Source organism: Actinoplanes sp. NPDC026619 (assembly GCF_040638295.1).
GTDB lineage: Bacteria > Actinomycetota > Actinomycetes > Mycobacteriales > Micromonosporaceae > Actinoplanes.
In genome coordinates, this window is sequence record NZ_JBEZYA010000001.1 from 565935 (window position 1) to 580957 (window position 15023).

General features: G+C 71.9%; 15 protein-coding genes. 6 read left to right on the forward strand and 9 right to left on the reverse strand.

The window, feature by feature from the left end; translation table 11 throughout:
• Positions 1–48: 48 nt before the first annotated feature.
• The 5 genes from AB0E90_RS02795 to AB0E90_RS02815 are packed head-to-tail and all read right to left on the reverse strand — an operon-like array spanning position 49 to position 3998.
• Positions 49–1101 (reverse strand): MSMEG_0568 family radical SAM protein, encoded by a 1053-nt coding sequence (locus AB0E90_RS02795; protein ID WP_360398278.1) that lies wholly within the window; start codon positions 1099–1101, stop codon positions 49–51.
• Positions 1101–1613 carry an MSMEG_0572/Sll0783 family nitrogen starvation response protein gene (locus tag AB0E90_RS02800; RefSeq protein ID WP_360398279.1) on the reverse strand — a complete coding sequence of 171 codons (513 nt, stop codon included), beginning with the start codon at positions 1611–1613 and terminating at the stop codon, positions 1101–1103. Before AB0E90_RS02800 ends, AB0E90_RS02795 begins: the two co-directional genes overlap by 1 nt.
• Positions 1610–2419: an amidohydrolase family protein gene (locus tag AB0E90_RS02805; RefSeq protein WP_360398281.1), complete on the reverse strand. Its 810-nt coding sequence runs from the start codon at positions 2417–2419 to the stop codon at positions 1610–1612. Before AB0E90_RS02805 ends, AB0E90_RS02800 begins: the two co-directional genes overlap by 4 nt.
• Positions 2416–3726 (reverse strand): MSMEG_0569 family flavin-dependent oxidoreductase, encoded by a 1311-nt coding sequence (locus AB0E90_RS02810; protein ID WP_360398283.1) that lies wholly within the window; start codon positions 3724–3726, stop codon positions 2416–2418. The genes AB0E90_RS02805 and AB0E90_RS02810 overlap by 4 nt, the downstream gene beginning before the upstream one ends.
• Positions 3723–3998: an MSMEG_0570 family nitrogen starvation response protein gene (locus tag AB0E90_RS02815; protein ID WP_360398285.1), complete on the reverse strand. Its 276-nt coding sequence runs from the start codon at positions 3996–3998 to the stop codon at positions 3723–3725. The genes AB0E90_RS02810 and AB0E90_RS02815 overlap by 4 nt, the downstream gene beginning before the upstream one ends.
• A gap of 175 nt (positions 3999–4173) precedes the next feature.
• Here AB0E90_RS02815 and AB0E90_RS02820 point away from each other — a divergent pair, with 175 nt between their 5' ends.
• Positions 4174–6624: a hypothetical protein gene (locus tag AB0E90_RS02820; RefSeq protein ID WP_360398287.1), complete on the forward strand. Its 2451-nt coding sequence runs from the start codon at positions 4174–4176 to the stop codon at positions 6622–6624.
• A 154-nt stretch (positions 6625–6778) separates the two neighbouring features.
• Here AB0E90_RS02820 and AB0E90_RS02825 read toward each other — a convergent pair whose 3' ends face one another.
• Positions 6779–7171: a hypothetical protein gene (locus AB0E90_RS02825; protein WP_360399507.1), complete on the reverse strand. Its 393-nt coding sequence runs from the start codon at positions 7169–7171 to the stop codon at positions 6779–6781.
• On the opposite strand from AB0E90_RS02825, the gene AB0E90_RS02830 reads away from it, so the two are divergent.
• Positions 7115–8290 (forward strand): sulfatase-like hydrolase/transferase, encoded by a 1176-nt coding sequence (locus tag AB0E90_RS02830; RefSeq protein WP_360398289.1) that lies wholly within the window; start codon positions 7115–7117, stop codon positions 8288–8290. The genes AB0E90_RS02825 and AB0E90_RS02830 overlap by 57 nt on opposite strands.
• A gap of 1 nt (position 8291) precedes the next feature.
• On the opposite strand, the gene AB0E90_RS02835 is transcribed toward AB0E90_RS02830, so the two are convergent.
• The gene (locus AB0E90_RS02835; RefSeq protein WP_360398291.1) at positions 8292–8990 is read right to left on the reverse strand and encodes a hypothetical protein; all 699 of its coding nucleotides are present in this window, start codon (positions 8988–8990) and stop codon (positions 8292–8294) included.
• A gap of 373 nt (positions 8991–9363) precedes the next feature.
• Positions 9364–10077: a maleylpyruvate isomerase family mycothiol-dependent enzyme gene (locus tag AB0E90_RS02840; RefSeq protein ID WP_360398293.1), complete on the reverse strand. Its 714-nt coding sequence runs from the start codon at positions 10075–10077 to the stop codon at positions 9364–9366.
• 34 nt (positions 10078–10111) lie between these two features.
• Between AB0E90_RS02840 and AB0E90_RS02845 the strand changes: the two genes are divergently transcribed.
• From AB0E90_RS02845 to AB0E90_RS02860, 4 genes are all read left to right on the forward strand, one after another.
• Entirely contained in the window at positions 10112–10636 is a 525-nt protein-coding gene (locus tag AB0E90_RS02845) for a sigma factor-like helix-turn-helix DNA-binding protein (RefSeq protein WP_360398295.1), read from the forward strand.
• A gap of 2 nt (positions 10637–10638) precedes the next feature.
• Positions 10639–11772 carry a hypothetical protein gene (locus AB0E90_RS02850; protein ID WP_360398297.1) on the forward strand — a complete coding sequence of 378 codons (1134 nt, stop codon included), beginning with the start codon at positions 10639–10641 and terminating at the stop codon, positions 11770–11772.
• Positions 11773–11863: 91 nt separating this feature from the next.
• Positions 11864–12994 (forward strand): M20 family metallopeptidase, encoded by a 1131-nt coding sequence (locus AB0E90_RS02855; RefSeq protein WP_360398299.1) that lies wholly within the window; start codon positions 11864–11866, stop codon positions 12992–12994.
• A gap of 23 nt (positions 12995–13017) precedes the next feature.
• Entirely contained in the window at positions 13018–14409 is a 1392-nt protein-coding gene (locus tag AB0E90_RS02860) for an FAD-dependent oxidoreductase (RefSeq protein ID WP_360398301.1), read from the forward strand.
• On the opposite strand, the gene AB0E90_RS02865 is transcribed toward AB0E90_RS02860, so the two are convergent.
• The gene (locus AB0E90_RS02865) at positions 14328–15017 is read right to left on the reverse strand and encodes a DUF4386 domain-containing protein (RefSeq protein ID WP_360398303.1); all 690 of its coding nucleotides are present in this window, start codon (positions 15015–15017) and stop codon (positions 14328–14330) included. The two genes, AB0E90_RS02860 and AB0E90_RS02865, sit on opposite strands and share 82 nt — an antisense overlap.
• Between the last annotated feature and the right edge of the window lie 6 nt (positions 15018–15023).

The following is a 15023-nucleotide window of genomic DNA, read 5'->3' on the forward strand; positions in this document are numbered from 1 at the left end:
CGTTCATCGGCCAGTCCCGATCGACCCGGGGCCCGTTCTCGTGGCCGGTCATCCGCCGGCCGCCTGCAGCACGCCGCACGCCCCGCACGCGGCGCAGCCCGCCTTCTGATCGGCGCCGAGCATCCCGGCCTGCCGCAGCAGGGCGGCCACCCGGGCGCTGACCTCGCCGACCAGCGACGGCGGCGGGGCGGTGGCGCCGTCCCGGCGGGCGAGCGTGCCGGCCATCGGGCGGAACGGGACCACGAACGGATAGACGCCCCGCTCGATCAGCCGGGCCGCGCCGTCGACCAGGTCGTCCGGGTCCTCGCCCAGGCCGATCAGCAGATAGGTGGAGACCTGGTTGCGGCCGAAGACCTCGACCGCGCGGTCCCAGGCCGCCTCGTACTCGGCCATCGGCACCGAGCCCTTGCCCGGCATCCATTGCCGGCGCACATCGTCGTCCAGCGACTCGACGTGAATGCCGATCGACGCGGCGCCCGCCTGGCGAAGGTCGTCGATCACCGCCAGGTCGCCGGGCGGTTCGATCTGCACCTGGATCGGCAGCCCGGGGACGGCTTCGAGCACCGCCCGCACGCACCGGACCAGGTTGCGAGCGCCCCGGTCCGGGCCGGTCGTGGTGCCGGTGGTCATCACCATCTGCGTGACGCCGTCGAGCCGGACCGCGGCCGCGGCCACCTCGGCGAGCTGGGCCGGGGTCTTGGCGGCCACGGTTGCCCCGGAACGCAGCGACTCCTCGATGGTGCAGAAGCGGCAGCGCTGGTCCTCGGCGTACCGGATGCAGGTCTGCACGACCGTGGTGGCGAGCACGTCCTTCCCGTGGAGCCGGGCGATCTGTTCGTAACGCACGCCGTCCACAGTCGACAGGTCATAAAATTTCGGGCGCTTTACCACTTCGAGCGACAAGCCGGTGTTGATGTCGCCGAGCCACACGCGACCGTCGCGCACGTCGTAGGGACTGTCCGGATTTATCGGAAATGCAGCGTTGCGGCCGTTCGCCACCACGTGGCCGTCGTCGCTCGGGCCCGCCCCGGCCGGGCGGCGCAGGGGCACCGGGGCCCGCACGCCGCGCACGGCCAGGTCGGCTTGCACGTCGAGACTCATCAGAACATGTACGTCGAGTTGATGATCGCGCCCTTACGCGCGTAGTGGATCAGCGCGTCCTGCACGTCGAGCGGGTGCGTCGGGATGACGCCCTCGATCAGGTCCTCCTCGCGGGCGCCGTGCAGCGACAATCCGAACCGGCAGCAGTAGACCTTGCCGCCCTCGGCGATGAACGTCTTCAGCGAGTTGTTGATGTTGTGCTCGCCCGGGAAGGCGGACGCGCCGGTGGTCGGGAAGCCGCGGGTGGCCAGGGCGTTCAGCGAGCCCGGCCCGTAGAAGTAGATCGCCGACTCGAAGCCCTTCCGCAGCGCCCGGGTGGCCTGCAGGATCGCGACGAAGCTGACCGACGACTCGTGCGCGATGCCGTGCACGAGGGTGAAGTAGCTCTGCCCCTCCTCGGCCTTGTAGTCGGGGAAGACCTTGGTGCCGCCGTAGATGGTCGAGCCCTCCGGCAGCGACGGGTGCGGGATCTCGGTGAGGCTCTGCTGCTCGAGTTCGTTGAGGTCGGTCATCGTGTTCCTCCGTAGAGCGTCTCGAAATTCGTCTGGAAAACGGCCGTGGACAGTTCTCCCCCGTCGGCTGCCGCGCGCAGCCGGGCCAGCTCGCCGGCGTGGTCGCCCCACGGCTCGTCGCTGGCGAACAGCACCCGGTCGTGACCGAAGCCACGCCGGTCGATCTCGGTGACGAGCCAGCGGGGCGCGAACCCGATGGCCCAGGACAGGTCGGTGTAGACCCGTTTGCCGGCCGCGATCCAGTCGAAGAACCGCGAGCCGATCAACTTGATGTGGCCGCTCATGCCGCCGCCGAAGTGCACGAGGTGGATGCGCACGTCGTCGCCGAACCGGTCGACCAGCTTGCCGACCTGGTCGATGTCGCTGCCGGCGCCGGGTGAGGTGTGCACATGCACGGTGAGGTCGTGTTCCCGGGCGGCCGCGAAGATCGTCTCGAGGCCCGGGTCCTCGACGCCGCCGCCGAGCAGGAAGCTCAGTTTCAGCGCCCGCACGCCCGGCTCGCCGGCGAGTTTGAGCGCGTTCGCCGTGCGCGCGGCGTCGCTGTCCTTCGCCGAGACCCACAGCCCGGCCCGGATCCGGTCGTCCCGCTGCGCGGCCTCCACGACCAGTTCGTTGAAGCCGAACGCGACGTCCGGGTCGGGCACGCCGTAGTTGGGAATCACCAGCGCCCGGTCGGTTCCCTCCCGGTCAAGATCATCGATAAGTTCGGCGATGGTCCCGCGAGCGGTCACATCCGGGTTCACCGGCGGTCCCCCGTAGAACGGATACGCCGGGAGCAGGCCGAGGTGGCGGTGCGCGTCGTTCATGCCGCGGCCCACCACTCCACCTGCGGATAGGTCTCGGTCGGGGTGCCGGCCAGCCAGCTCACCTCGTCGGTGAATCGCTTGCGCCGCATCACCCCGATCCGCTCGCAGAGGTACGCGGCGTCCTGCGCCACGCCCGCGAACCGGCCCGACCCCCACGTCCACTGCCAGGGCAGCCCGAGGAAGTAGAGGCCGGGGCAGCCGGTGACGCCCCGCTCGTGGGTCGGGTAGCCGCGCCCGTCGAAGATCGGCACCTCGATCCACCGGTTGTCGCGGTGGAATCCGGTCGCCCACACGACCGCGGATATTCCGGAAGCGGCCAGGTCGAGCACGCTCGGGGAGGAATCCGGTCGCCAGACGGGAACGTAACGGGCCTCTGCCGGCGCTGCGATCCCCGCGCTGTCGATGTACCGATCGATCGCGTCCTTGATGCCCTCGGCGACCGCGTCCGCGTTGTCCAGGCTCTGCTCCAGGTCGCCGGCGAAGTCGAGCTCGGCGGAGGAGACGGCGCGCAGATGCCCGTACAACTTCATGCCGTCGCGGGCGAAGGCCCGCAGGTCGATGTCGCGGCCGCCGTCCCGCCCGGTCATGTAGTGGTTGGCCCGCAGCCGCACCTGATCGGCGTCGCCGAACTCGTCGACGCCCCGCGCGTAGTGGCCCATCTCGTCGAGCCAGGCGAGCGTGTCGCGCCCCCGGTAGCTGCGGGCGGCACGCGGCGCGCTGCCCACCGCGAGGTGCACCTGCCGGCCTTCGAGGTGCAGGTCCTCGGCGATCTGGCAGCCGGACTGCCCGGTGCCGACCACCAGAACCGCGCCGGCCGGCAGCTGCGCCGGATTGCGGTACTGCGACGAGTGCAGCTGGGTCACGCCGGCCGGCAGCCGCTCGGCGATCCGCGGCACGGCCGGCACGTGATAGGGCCCGGCGGCGATGACGACCTGGTCGGCGGTGGTCCGGCCGGCGGAGGTCGACAATTCGAAGACCCCGGCTGGGGTACGCCGTAGCCGGGTCACCTCGACACCCTCGAGCAGCGGCGGATCGAAGCTGGCGGCGTACTTCTCCAGGAAGTCGACCACGTCGGCGCCGACCATGAAGCCGTCCCGGTCGTCGCCGTGGTAGGCGTACCCCGGAAGCCGGCACTGCCAGTTCGGAGTGACCAGGCAGAACGAGTCCCAGCGGCGGGTGCGCCACTCATGAGCGACCCGCTCGCGCTCGAAGACCACGTGATCGACACCGCGCTGCCGCAAATACCAGCTCATCGACAGGCCGGCCTGCCCACCGCCCACGACGGCGACGCTGTAGTGGCTGTTCACGGCGCGATCCTCTCGACGATGACGTCGCCTTCCTGGTTCTCGGCGTGGGCGGAAACGGCCGCTATCGAGGCCGCGGCCCGGCTGCAGGGAAAGCCGTAAGCCGCCTTGACCCGGTCGCTCGCGATGCTGAGGGCAGCTCGGCTGCGGATGACGAATTCGGCCACCGGGAGCGTCTGTCCGGCGTGGAACCAGTCCTCGATCACCGTCGAGGGCGAATAGATCTCTTGCGCCTGGCCATCCGGCCAGCGCACCGACACGTACCGTTCCGGCATGGCTCTCACCTGGCCGTTCTCGTCGCTGGTGAGCCCCAGTCAAGGCAGGACGCGTTTCTCCGTTGTTTCATCCGGAACAACCGGGCGTTAGATGGTCCTCACTTGGGGCCCGCGTTTCGAGCCCGTTCGGCCCGACACATTCCGGTAATCCGCTCCGGTGCTCGATGATTGGCCGATGTCGAAGTGGCGTGGCCGGGGCGCGGGAACCGCCACCGGCGCCCTGATCCTCGCGGCGTCCGCACTGGCGGCTGCGCCCGACTACAGCCCGGCGGCCACGGGCGTCCCGCTGGCCGCGGCCGGCGGCCTCGCCGGATTCCTCACCGGACTGTGGTGGGACCGGCGGGCCGCCCGGCGGGCCGCCGAGGAGGAACAGCGGCGTCAGTGGGACGACATGTTCACCGCCGGGCCCGGCGCCGCGCCGGGCTCGGTGCTCGGCCCGCTCGAACCGGGTGCGGTGGTCGTACCCTTCGAATCGGGCCACCTGCGGCACGTCACCCCGATCCGGCAGTGGTGCACCGAGCGGGAGGCCGGCCGGGTCTGGTTGCTCGCCGGCGGACCCGGCGCCGGGAAGACCCGGGTCGCCATGCGGGTCGCCGAGAACCTGCGGAGCCGGACCACCGAGCCCTGGCAGTGCGGATGGCTGCGCGACGGCGCCGGCATCGCCGCTAAGGCCGTCGCGCTGGCCGGCGCCTGGCCCCGGCCGGCGCTGATCATCGTGGACCAGGCCGACCTTCGCGACGACCTCAGCGACCTGCTGGCCGCGGCCGGCCGCGCGCCGGGCACCATCCGGCTGCTGCTGATCGCCCGGGAGTTCGGCGGCTGGTGGACCGAGGCGCAGACGCCGCTGCGGGAAAGCGTCGAGACGGCCGCGGCCAGCACGTGGGTCGGCCCGCTCGCCGGCGATCAGCCCGCCCAGCAGGCCGCCGCCCGGCGCGCGGCCGCCGCCTTCGACCCGGACCGGGGCGGCCAGGTGCGGATGACCGGCATCCAGGCCGGCACGCCGGCGGTGCTGCTGCACGCCACCGCCCTGGAGGCGGTGCTGCAGGCGGCCGACGGCTACGACGCGCCGGTCCACGTGGACGACGCGGTCGCCAGCCTGCTCGACCGTGAACGCGAGCGGTGGACGCGCGAGGCCGCCCGTCAGCGCCTGTCCGGCGTACCGGAGGACGACCTGCGCGACATCCTGGTGCTCGGCGCGCTGGTCGGCGCGGCCGACTCCCCGGCCGGCGAGCGGTTGCTGCGCGCGGTGCCCGGCCTGGCCGAGGCGTCACCCGAGCTGCTGGTCCGGCTCACCGTCTGGGCCCATCTCTACGGCGTGGCCGGCGGTTTTCATCTGCGGCCGCGCCTGCCGGCGTTTCTGGCCGACTACCTGGTGGCGGACGCGCTCGATGGCAACGACGACCTCGCCGCGGCGGTCACCGGCCTGGCCGTCACGCAGGCGCAGGCCAGTTACGCCCTGGCGGTGCTCGCCCGGGCCGCCGCCCACTACCCGGCCGCGTTGCGGGCGGCCGAGACCCTGATCCGGGCCGACCCCCGCCGGTTCCTCCCGCTCGCGGTGATCCAGGCCAACCGCGGCATCGGCCCGCTGGATGCGGCCATCGCCGCCGCCCTGCCGGAGGCCGGTTTCGACTGGCCCGACCTGGTCGCCCTGAGCACCCTTGTTCCGCTCTTCACGGAAGCGTTGATGCGGACCGGATTGGCACTCGGCGAGCTCAGCTCACGCACGGCGCCGGACCAGCCGAAACGAGCCGACGCCCTGATCAAGTACAGCCTGCGGCTGCGCGTGGCCGGGCGGGCGCGGGACGCCGGGGCCGCCGCGTCGACCGCCGTCGGAATCTATCGAGAGCTCACCGATCGGGCGGGCACCGCCGTCGCCCTGATCGCGCGGGCCGATGCGCTCTACGACACGGCCGAGGCCGAGGCAGCGGTCGAGGCGGCGGCGGCGGCTCTCGAGATCCTCCGCGAGCTCGTCGAACAGGAGCCCGGCCCCCACATCCAGAACCTGGCCAACGCGCTGACCACCATCGGCCGTGCGCAGCTCGGGGCGGACCGGCACCTCGAGGCGGTGGCGGCACACGGCGAGGCGGTCGGCTTGTGGCGAACGCTGGCCCACCAGGATCCGGCGAGCCATCTGCGCTCGCTCTCCGACGCCCTGGCCTCCTATTCGTTCAGTTTGCGCCGGGCGAACCGGTTGGACGAGGCCGTCGCCGCCGCCGACGAGGCCGTCGGTCACTGGCGAAAGCTGACTGCCGCGCATCCGGACGGCAATCTCACCTTTCTCGCCAGCGCCCTGGAACTCCAGGCCGGCGCTCTCCGCGCGGCGGATCGTTCCGACGAGGCGATCCCACCCGCGTTCGAAGCCGTCCGCCTCCGGCGCCTACTGACTCACGCGAACGATCCCTTCCTGGCAAGCGCCCTGTCCGCCCTGGCAACCGTGCTCTGGTCGGCTCGGCGGCTCGGGGAGGCACTGACCAATGTTGACGAAGCCATCGGCATATGGCGCGCCCTGACCGCCGAAGATCAGCCGGCCAATCAGTCATTTCTGGCGTTGTCGCTGACCATCAGGGCGGGCCTGCTGCGTGACATGGGACGCGACGGCGAGACCGACGCGCTGGATGGCGGCTGACGGCTCGGTCAACCCGGACCGTCGAGGGCCGCGGCCGCGTCCTCCCGGTAGGTGCGCTGCGCGCGGAGGACGATCAGGCTGCCGATCACCAGGGGTAGCAGGACCACGGTGTAGGCCCAGCGCAGTGAGCCGGTGGCGTCGGAGGCGAGGCCGATCAGCCACGGGCCGAGGGCGCCGCTTCGGGGAGGCCGAACTCGCGGGCGTAGAACGACGGCATCCAGAAGAAGAGCCCGCCGAGTCCGAAGAAGAGGATCGACAGGCCGGTGATCACCGATCGCAGGGTGCGGATGCGCAGCAGGGCGGCCAGTTGCACCCGCATCGTGGCCGGCGCCTCGCCCGCCCGCTGCACCGCGTCGCTGCTGTCGCTGAAGCCGAACTCCTCCTGGATCGTCGGCAGGGCGCCGGCCAGCAGGTTGTACTCCACCCGGTCGATGGCGGCGACGAGGGCCACGCAGATCGCCGGCCACCAGCCGAACGGGGCGCCGGCGCCGTGCCGGACGTCGATCGCGGGACGCCCGGGATACACCGTCACCGGCCTGCTCTGCATCCTCGGCACTCTAGCGTTTGGAAACAGCGTTTCGCTAGGTGTGCTCGCCGGCGTCGCCGGGCTCGCGTCCGGGGCGCACCTCGCCCGGCCCGGGGAACAGCCGTTCGCCGCCGACCCGAGCACCCGACCCTGGCCTCACTGCTGAAGACGGTCGGTTACGACACTGCGATGTACGGCAAGTGGCACTGCGGCTTCCTGCCCTGGTTCAGTCCGCTGCGGTCGGGCTGGGACGAGTTCTTCGGCAACTTCTCCGGCGCGGTCGACTACTACTCGAAGGTCGACAACAGCGGCACGCACGACCTGTACGAGGGTGAGGTGCCGGTCGAGTCGATCACCTACTACACGGAGACGATCGGGGATCGCGCCGCCGAGTACGTGCGCCGTTCCCACCCCGTACCGTGGCTGCTGAATGTGAATCTCACCAGCCCGCACTGGCCGTGGGAGGCGCCCGGCGACCGGGCCACCAGCGCGGAACTGACCGCGCGGGCGAAGGCCGGCGACACCGCGGCGCTGTTCCACTTCGACGGGGGCACGCTCGACATCTACCGCAAGATGGTCGAGAACATGGACCGCAACGCCGGCAAGGTCCTGGCCGCGCTGCGCGACACCGGCCAGGAACGGGACACCGTCGTGCTGTTCTCCAGCGACAACGGCGGCGAGCGGTTCTCCTATCAGTGGCCGCTGAGCGGCGGCAAGGGCGAGCTCAGCGAGGGCGGCATCCGGGTGCCGAACATCCTGCGCCGGCCGGCCCGGCTGCGGTCGCATCAGGTGAGCCACGAGCCGGTGGTCACCCAGGACTGGACCGCGACGCTGCTCGAACTGGCCGGCGCCCGCCCCGACCCGGCCTGTCCCGGCGACGGCGCCAGCCTCGCGGGCTATCTGTTGCGGGGCGAGCCGGCGCCGGCTCGCGACCTGTTCTGGCGCACCCAGGCGGCCCGCGCCCTGCGCCGCGGCGACTGGAAATACCTGCGGGGCACGCCGGACTCGGACGACGCGCTCTTCAACATCCGCATCGACCCGCGCGAGCAGGCCGACCGCGCCGCCGCCGAGCCGGCCCTGATCGCCTCCCTCCGAGCGAAGTGGGAATCGATCAACAACGACCTCATCCCGTACGCGTAGATCAGTTGAAGGGTGGGCGGTTGACACCGAAGTAGGCGTGGATCTGCGATGCGCGCATCTCGGTGCGGTAGACGATCATGCCGACCGTGCCGAGAACGACGCCCGCGCCGAGCGTGCCCCACAGGCCTTTGTGCCACGGGTCGAAGGCCGCCAGCAGGCCGCACAGCAGCACGGCAAGGCCGCCGACGCCGGTGGCCCCACGCAGCTCGCGCAGGTATTTGTGGAACAGGTCGTGCGCCGGCAGCGCCTCGCCGAAGTGCGACGGCGGCGACCACTTCCCGGTGATCCAGAGCCCGGCCATGGTGAAGAACCAGAAGGCGGCCAGCCACGTGCACCAGGACGACACGTCGCCGAGGAAGAAGGCGGGCGGGATCTCCAGGCCGGCGATCGCGAACGGCAGGAAGCAGTCGAGGAAGCTCGGCGCCCACCGCATCAGCACGCTCATGGTCAGGTAGTAGTAGAAGACCGACACGAACACCAGCAGCAGGGTGATGCTCTGCAGGCTGACCAGCAGCGTCGGCCGGGGAAACGTGTTCTGCGCCAGCAGCGCCAGCGCGACGCCCTGGATGATGCTGATGATCGTGATGAAGCCGTTCGGCGAGACCTCGAGCGAGCGCCGGATCAGCACGTCCCGGGTGAGGGCCTGGATGGCCTCGCCGCGCCCGGTCAGATCGCGGGTCTCGCGGGGCTCATAACGCACCGGATTGAGGAAGGGATCAGGTGACGCTGAGTATCCACGCCGCGTTGCGCCGGCATGGTTGAGGTAAGCCCTCGGCTCGGGTGAACGTCGGTGCCGGGCGCGCGCGAAGTCATTTGATTCAGCAGCCACGCCACACATGATGGCCTATGAGTCAATACTCGATCGCTGATTAAGATCAGGAATATCAGCAGCTCAGAGCGCTCCTAATATGATCAAATGAGCATTGTCAAGTGAGCGCGCGCGACGATCTGAGGGACGGCAGGTCAATGGCCTTTTACTGATTACCCTCCGCTACTGCAATTCTCGCCAATTCGGCGCCGCGTTCCGCGACGATTACCGAGCGCAATGTGCGGCAAAAGCAAAAAAGACCACTTCAGGCGTACGTGCGTAGCACCGCGAGCGCCTTCTCGGCGTACGGGCCGGAGGTTTTCAGTCCGGAAGCCGCCGGCGTCAGTCGTTGCGCGCCCACCCGGCAGAAGGCCCCGGCGGAGCCGCTGATGACCGACTCCGCCGCCGGATCGCCGAGCGGCCAGGACTCGCCGCCCGGGCCGGCGAGATCGCAGAAGACCGGCACGGCGGCCTCCATCACCCACGGCAGCGTGCTGTGCGCGAGCCAGGCGATGTGCCGCAGCCGCGCGGTGTCGGGCCGGTCGATCCCGAGTGGACCGGTGATGTCCAGGCCGTGCGCCCAGTGCTCGGCCAGCCGGGTGGTGGCCAGGGTGCGCGGCTTGAGTGGCGCGACGGCCCAGAACACCGCCCGGCCCGGATCGGCCGCCCGCAGCGCCGCCACCGAGGCCCGGCGGGCCGCCCGCCAGCGCGCGAAGGTCTGCGCGGGTTCGGCCGGCTGGGCCCGGACCATCGCGGCCATCGCGTCGTCGATGGTGTCGCCGAACTGCTCCCAGCCCAGCGCCGGCTCGGCTTCGCTCAAGGCGACCGGCACCCGCTCCTCGGTCTGGGCGAGATGGAGCACGGTGTCGGCGACCGTCCACCCCTCGGCGGCCGACGGTGACCGCCACTGCGCCGGTGTGAGGGCGGCCAGCAGCGCCTCCAGCTCGTCCTGCTCCGCTTCCAGATCGTCGATCGCCACGGCCTCATACTGCTGGGAACCGCGGGGCACGGCAATGCGTGTACTGGACATGGTGGTTGCGGCGATGCGCACCGGCGAAGACCGGCCGACTGACGATTTCGTGGCGTTCTACTCGGCCAATGTGGACCGGGTCTATCGCGCCCTGGCCGTCACGCTGCGCCGCGACGACCTGGCGCAGGAGGCCGCCGACGAGGCGATGGCCCGCGCCTACGCGAAATGGGCGACCGTCCGCACCCTCGACAACCCGGCCGGCTGGGTGTTCCGGGTCGGGCTCAACTGGGCGACGTCGTTCTGGCGCAAGGTCCACCGGGAGCGCCCGCCGGCCGACGAGTCCCAGCACCCGCGGTCCGGGCCGCCCGACACCGACGTGGTGGCCCGGCGGGCGCTGGCCCGGCTGCCGACCCCGCAGCGCGCGGTGGTGACCTGCCGCGTCCTGCTCGACATGACCACTGCCGAGACCGCCGTCGCCCTCGGGCTCAACGAGGGCACCGTGAAGAGCCGGCTCTCCCGCGGCCTGGCCGCGATGCGTTCCGCGCTCGGCGAGCACGAGAGGGCTTGACCATGGACGAGATTCCCCGCAGCGTCGACACCGCCGTCCGGGCCGAGGCGAGCCGGGCCGGCGGATATTCCGGCAGCCTCGACATCGTCTACCTGCGCGTCCGGCGGCGGCGCCGGCGGCACGTGGCCGGCGCGTTCGCCGCGGTGGTCGCGGTCCTCGCGGTGGCCGGCGCGGGCGCGCTGTTCCGGCCCGCGCCGCGGCCGGCCCCGCTCGTCGTCCCGCCGGTCGCGCCCACCACACCGCCGGTGTCTCTGGCACCGGCAGCCCAGCCGCTTCTGCTGGCCGACGCCGCCGGCACCTACCACCTGCCGAACGGGCCCACGGTCACGCTGGGCGGCGACTCCCGGGTCGGCGAGCTGATCCCGCAGGAGGGCGTGCCCGGCGGCTTCACGTTGGTGACCCACCAGGTGGTCGGGGCGGACAGCTGGGACCGTTCCGTCGCCTGGCCCGACGGCTGGATCGTCGCGCTCGGCCCGCACGACCTGGCCCCGGGGAAAAACCGTCCCGACGGCGTGAACGTGACCGATCTGGAGATCAACCTGGTGGTGCTCCGGCGCGACGGCCACGTCGAGCTCAAGCGCAACGTGCGCCGGGCCGGTGAGGGCGTGGCGCTGCTGACCGCCGACCGCGCGGCGGCCTACCTGTGGCGGCCGGCCGGCCTGGTGATGCACAGCCTGGCGAGCGGCGCGGAACACGTCGAGTTCACGCCCCAGCAGCTGGGCGTCCCGGGCACGCTCGACGGCTCGATCGCCGCGGCCGACCTGGTGCGCCACCAACTGGTCGTGTCCCGCGCCGCAGCCCCGTGCAGCCTGCTCCGGCTGACCGGCGGCGTCTCGGCGACCCTGCCGGTGCGCGGAGTCGGCTGCGCGTCGGTGAACGCCCTGCGCCTGTCCCCCGACGCCGGCCGGGTCGCGGTGGTCTACCAGACCGCCGGCCTCGCCACCGGCGTGGCCGTGCTGAGCACCGCCGACGGCACGGTTCTGGCCAACCAGGAGATCCCCCCGATCGACGGAGCCAAGATGTCCGCCTCGGCCAATGTGGCCTGGCAGGACGACACGACCCTGATCGGTGCCGCCTACCCGGTGGGCGACGACGGCACCCAGGTGATTGCCCCGCTGCGGATCACGATGAAATGAGGCCGCCCTCAGGCCGTGTTCAAAAGGGTCATGCTGCGGTGAGGTCCCGCCGCAGCCCGGCCGTTCTTGAAGCACGGCCTAGGATCCGGCCATGTCGCTCACCGCCCTCCGGCACCACCTGCACGCGCACGCCGAAGTGGGGCTGGAGCTGCCGGCGACGCAGGCGATCGTGCTCGACGCGCTGGCCGGGCTCGGGCTCGAGCTCAGCGCCGGCCGGCAGCTCAGCTCGGTGACCGCGGTGCTGCGCGGCGGCCGGCCGGGGCCGGTGGTGCTGCTGCGGGCCGACATGGACGCGCTGCCGATGGCCGAGGAGACCGGGCTGCCGTTCGCGGCGGCGGGCCCGGCGATGCACGCGTGCGGGCACGACATGCACGTGGCGGGGCTGGTGGGCGCGGCCCGGCTGCTGGCCGCCCGCCGGGACGACCTGCCCGGCAGCGTGGTGTTCATGTTCCAGCCGGGCGAGGAGGGCTTCGGCGGGGCGCGACTGATGCTCGAGGAAGGGTTGCTCGACGCCGCGGGCGAGCGGCCGGCCGCGGCGTTCGCGATCCACGTCGACAGCCGGCTCGCCTCGGGAGTGGTCCGGACCCGGCCGGGGCCGATCATGTCCAGCAGCAACCGGCTCTGGCTGGTCGTGCACGGCACCGGCGGGCACGCGGCGCTGCCCCACCACGGCGTCGACCCGGTGCCGGTGGCGGCCGAGATCATCCTGGCGATCCAGTCGTTCGTGGCGCGCCGCATCCCGGTCACCGAGCCGGCGGTCGTCTCGGTCACCCGGCTGCAGACCAACTCGCCCGCCGGGAACGTGCTGCCCACCGAGGTGGCGATCGACGCCAAGATCCGCACGCCCTCCCGGGAGACCCTCGCGCTCGTCCGCGACGGCCTGACCGCGATGGTCACGGCGCTCGGCGCGGCGCACGGATGCCGGGTCGACGCCCGGTTCGAGCAGTCCTACCCGCCGGCCTGGAACGATCCGGCCGAGACCGAGGCGGTCATCGCGCTGCTGGGCGCCCAGCGGCTGGAGGCGCCCGGCATGGCGTCCGACGATTTCGCCTACGTGCTGGAGGAGGTCCCCGGCACGTTGCTGTTCCTCGGCGCCGGCGAGCAGGACGCGGCGCCCATGCACTCGCCCCGGGTGGTCTTCGACGACGGCATCCTCGGCCGGATGGCCCAGATTTTCACGGATCTGGCCGTCCATCGGCTGAAACGGGGCACCGGCCACTGAGGACGGTGTCCTAGATTGAGGGCGTGGATCCCGAGGTCATCGTCGTCGGCGCCGGCCCGGTCGGGTTGTTCCTCGCTTGCGAGCTGCGGCTGGCCGGGGTCCGGGTGACGGTGCTGGAGCAGCGCGCCGAGCCGGGCCCGCACACCAAGGGCATGGCCGTGCACGCCCGCACCGTCGAGCAGCTGGCGATGCGCGGTCTCGCCGAGCCGCTGCTGACCGCCGGGGTGCGGTTGCCGAGCTGGCATTTCGGCTTCCTGCAGACCCGCGTCGACTTCACCACGCTCGATTCGCCGTTCCCTTTCGTGCTCTCCTTCCCGCAGAACCGCGCCGAGGCCATCCTCGAGGAAAAGGCGACGGAGCTGGGCGCGTCGGTCATCCGCGGCGAGCGGGTCACGGCCGTCTCACAAGACACTTCGGGCGTCCGGGTGGAGACCGCGACCGGCGAGCATCGGGCCGCCTACGTGGTCGGCGCGGACGGCGCGAGCTCCGCGGTGCGCCAGTCGGCCGGCATCGAGTTCCCCGGCATCGAGGCGCGCTTCTACTCCTACCTCGGTGATGTGCGGGCCGATTCCCCGCCGCCGCCCGGCTTCAACGTGCTCAACGCGCACGGCTCGATGATGGTGGCCCCGATGCCCGGCGGCGTCTACCGGATCGCCGGTTACGACCCCGCCCGCCAGTCCGACGACGGCCGCGAGATCACCCTGGACGAGTTGCGCGACATCTGCGTGCGGATCGCCGGCCGCGACTTCGGCATCCACGACCCGCAGTGGCTGTCCCGGTTCGGCAACACGACCCGGGTCGCCGAGTGTTACCGGCAGGGCCGGGTCCTGCTGGCCGGCGACGCCGCGCACATGCACTTCCCGGCCGGCGGCGTCGGCCTCAACCTCGGCTTGCAGGATGCGATCAACCTCGGCTGGAAACTCGCCGCCGTGGTCCAGGGCCGGGCGGCCGAGGAACTCCTGGAGACGTATGACACCGAGCGCCGCCCGTGGGGTGACGACGTGGCCCGGCACACGATGGCGCAGACCGCGCTGATCACCGCGACCACTCCGGAGGGCCTGGCCCTGCGAGCGCTGCTCAGCGACCTGGTCGCCGACTTCCCCGACGTGTCGGGAAAGCTGGCCCGCCGGCTGTCCGCGATCGACGTGGCCTATCCGCCGGCCGACCCGGCGGCGCACCCGCTGACCGGCGCCCGGGTGGCCGAGGCCGACCTGCCGGACGCCCGGCCGTTGCTGTTGTCGCCGCGCCCGCTGCCGACCGCCTCGGTCACCGCCACCCGGCTCGGCATCCGGGTCGCGACCGGCCCGGTCACGATGATCGTCCGCCCCGACGGTTACATCTGGTGGGCCACCGATGACGACGACCCGGACGGCCCGGCCAGCGCGGCGCTGGAAGCGCTCGGCGTCAGTTTCTGAGGCCGCACCCCGCGCACCAGCAGGTAACCCACCATCCAGAACTCGCCGATCGACGCCGGCACGACGAGGAAACCGGCCTCCGGCAGGAAGGCGCTCAGCACGTAACCGGCGCCGCCGGCGATCAGCAGCCACCCGAGCGGGCGCGGCATCCAGCCGGTGCTGAGCACGGCCTGGCCCATCGGGATCAGCCACAGTCCGAAGAAGATGCCGCCCGCGGTCCACAGGTGGCCACTGACCAGGTAGAGCAGTTGGACGGTGGCGGCGTCGCCGGTGTCGGCGGCGGTCGCGAGCAGCGCCGCGCTGCCCAGCACGACGGTCGAGTTGACCAGGCCGAACGCGGCGATCCCGGCCGCCGCGACCGGCGCCTGCGCGCGGAACAGCCGGTAGAACCCGGCGGCGGCGAGCGCCTGGGTGAGCACGACGAGCAGTTCCAGCGCGACGCCGGCGCGGGCCAGCGTCTCGTGCCCGGCAACGTTGGCGAGGGTGGCCTGCGGGTCGCCGGCCACGAAGAGCATCGGCCGGACGGCGAGGAAGCCGGCGCCGCCGGCGATGGCGAGTCCCAGATAGGACAGGCCGGTCATCCGTGCCTTACGTTGTAAGGTAGCCATACAACG

What these genes read in the sequence shown, in the direction of transcription:
- AB0E90_RS02855 (WP_360398299.1), top strand. Translation starts at nt 11,864, where the DNA reads ATGTCGCTCACCGCCCTCCGGCACCACCTGCACGCGCACGCCGAAGTG.
- AB0E90_RS02820 (WP_360398287.1), top strand. Translation starts at nt 4,174, where the DNA reads ATGTCGAAGTGGCGTGGCCGGGGCGCGGGAACCGCCACCGGCGCCCTG.
- AB0E90_RS02845 (WP_360398295.1), top strand. Translation starts at nt 10,112, where the DNA reads ATGCGTGTACTGGACATGGTGGTTGCGGCGATGCGCACCGGCGAAGAC.
- AB0E90_RS02865 (WP_360398303.1), bottom strand. Translation starts at nt 15,017, where the DNA reads ATGGCTACCTTACAACGTAAGGCACGGATGACCGGCCTGTCCTATCTG.
- AB0E90_RS02825 (WP_360399507.1), bottom strand. Translation starts at nt 7,171, where the DNA reads ATGCAGAGCAGGCCGGTGACGGTGTATCCCGGGCGTCCCGCGATCGAC.
- AB0E90_RS02795 (WP_360398278.1), bottom strand. Translation starts at nt 1,101, where the DNA reads ATGAGTCTCGACGTGCAAGCCGACCTGGCCGTGCGCGGCGTGCGGGCC.
- AB0E90_RS02815 (WP_360398285.1), bottom strand. Translation starts at nt 3,998, where the DNA reads ATGCCGGAACGGTACGTGTCGGTGCGCTGGCCGGATGGCCAGGCGCAA.
- AB0E90_RS02805 (WP_360398281.1), bottom strand. Translation starts at nt 2,419, where the DNA reads ATGAACGACGCGCACCGCCACCTCGGCCTGCTCCCGGCGTATCCGTTC.
- AB0E90_RS02850 (WP_360398297.1), top strand. Translation starts at nt 10,639, where the DNA reads ATGGACGAGATTCCCCGCAGCGTCGACACCGCCGTCCGGGCCGAGGCG.
- AB0E90_RS02800 (WP_360398279.1), bottom strand. Translation starts at nt 1,613, where the DNA reads ATGACCGACCTCAACGAACTCGAGCAGCAGAGCCTCACCGAGATCCCG.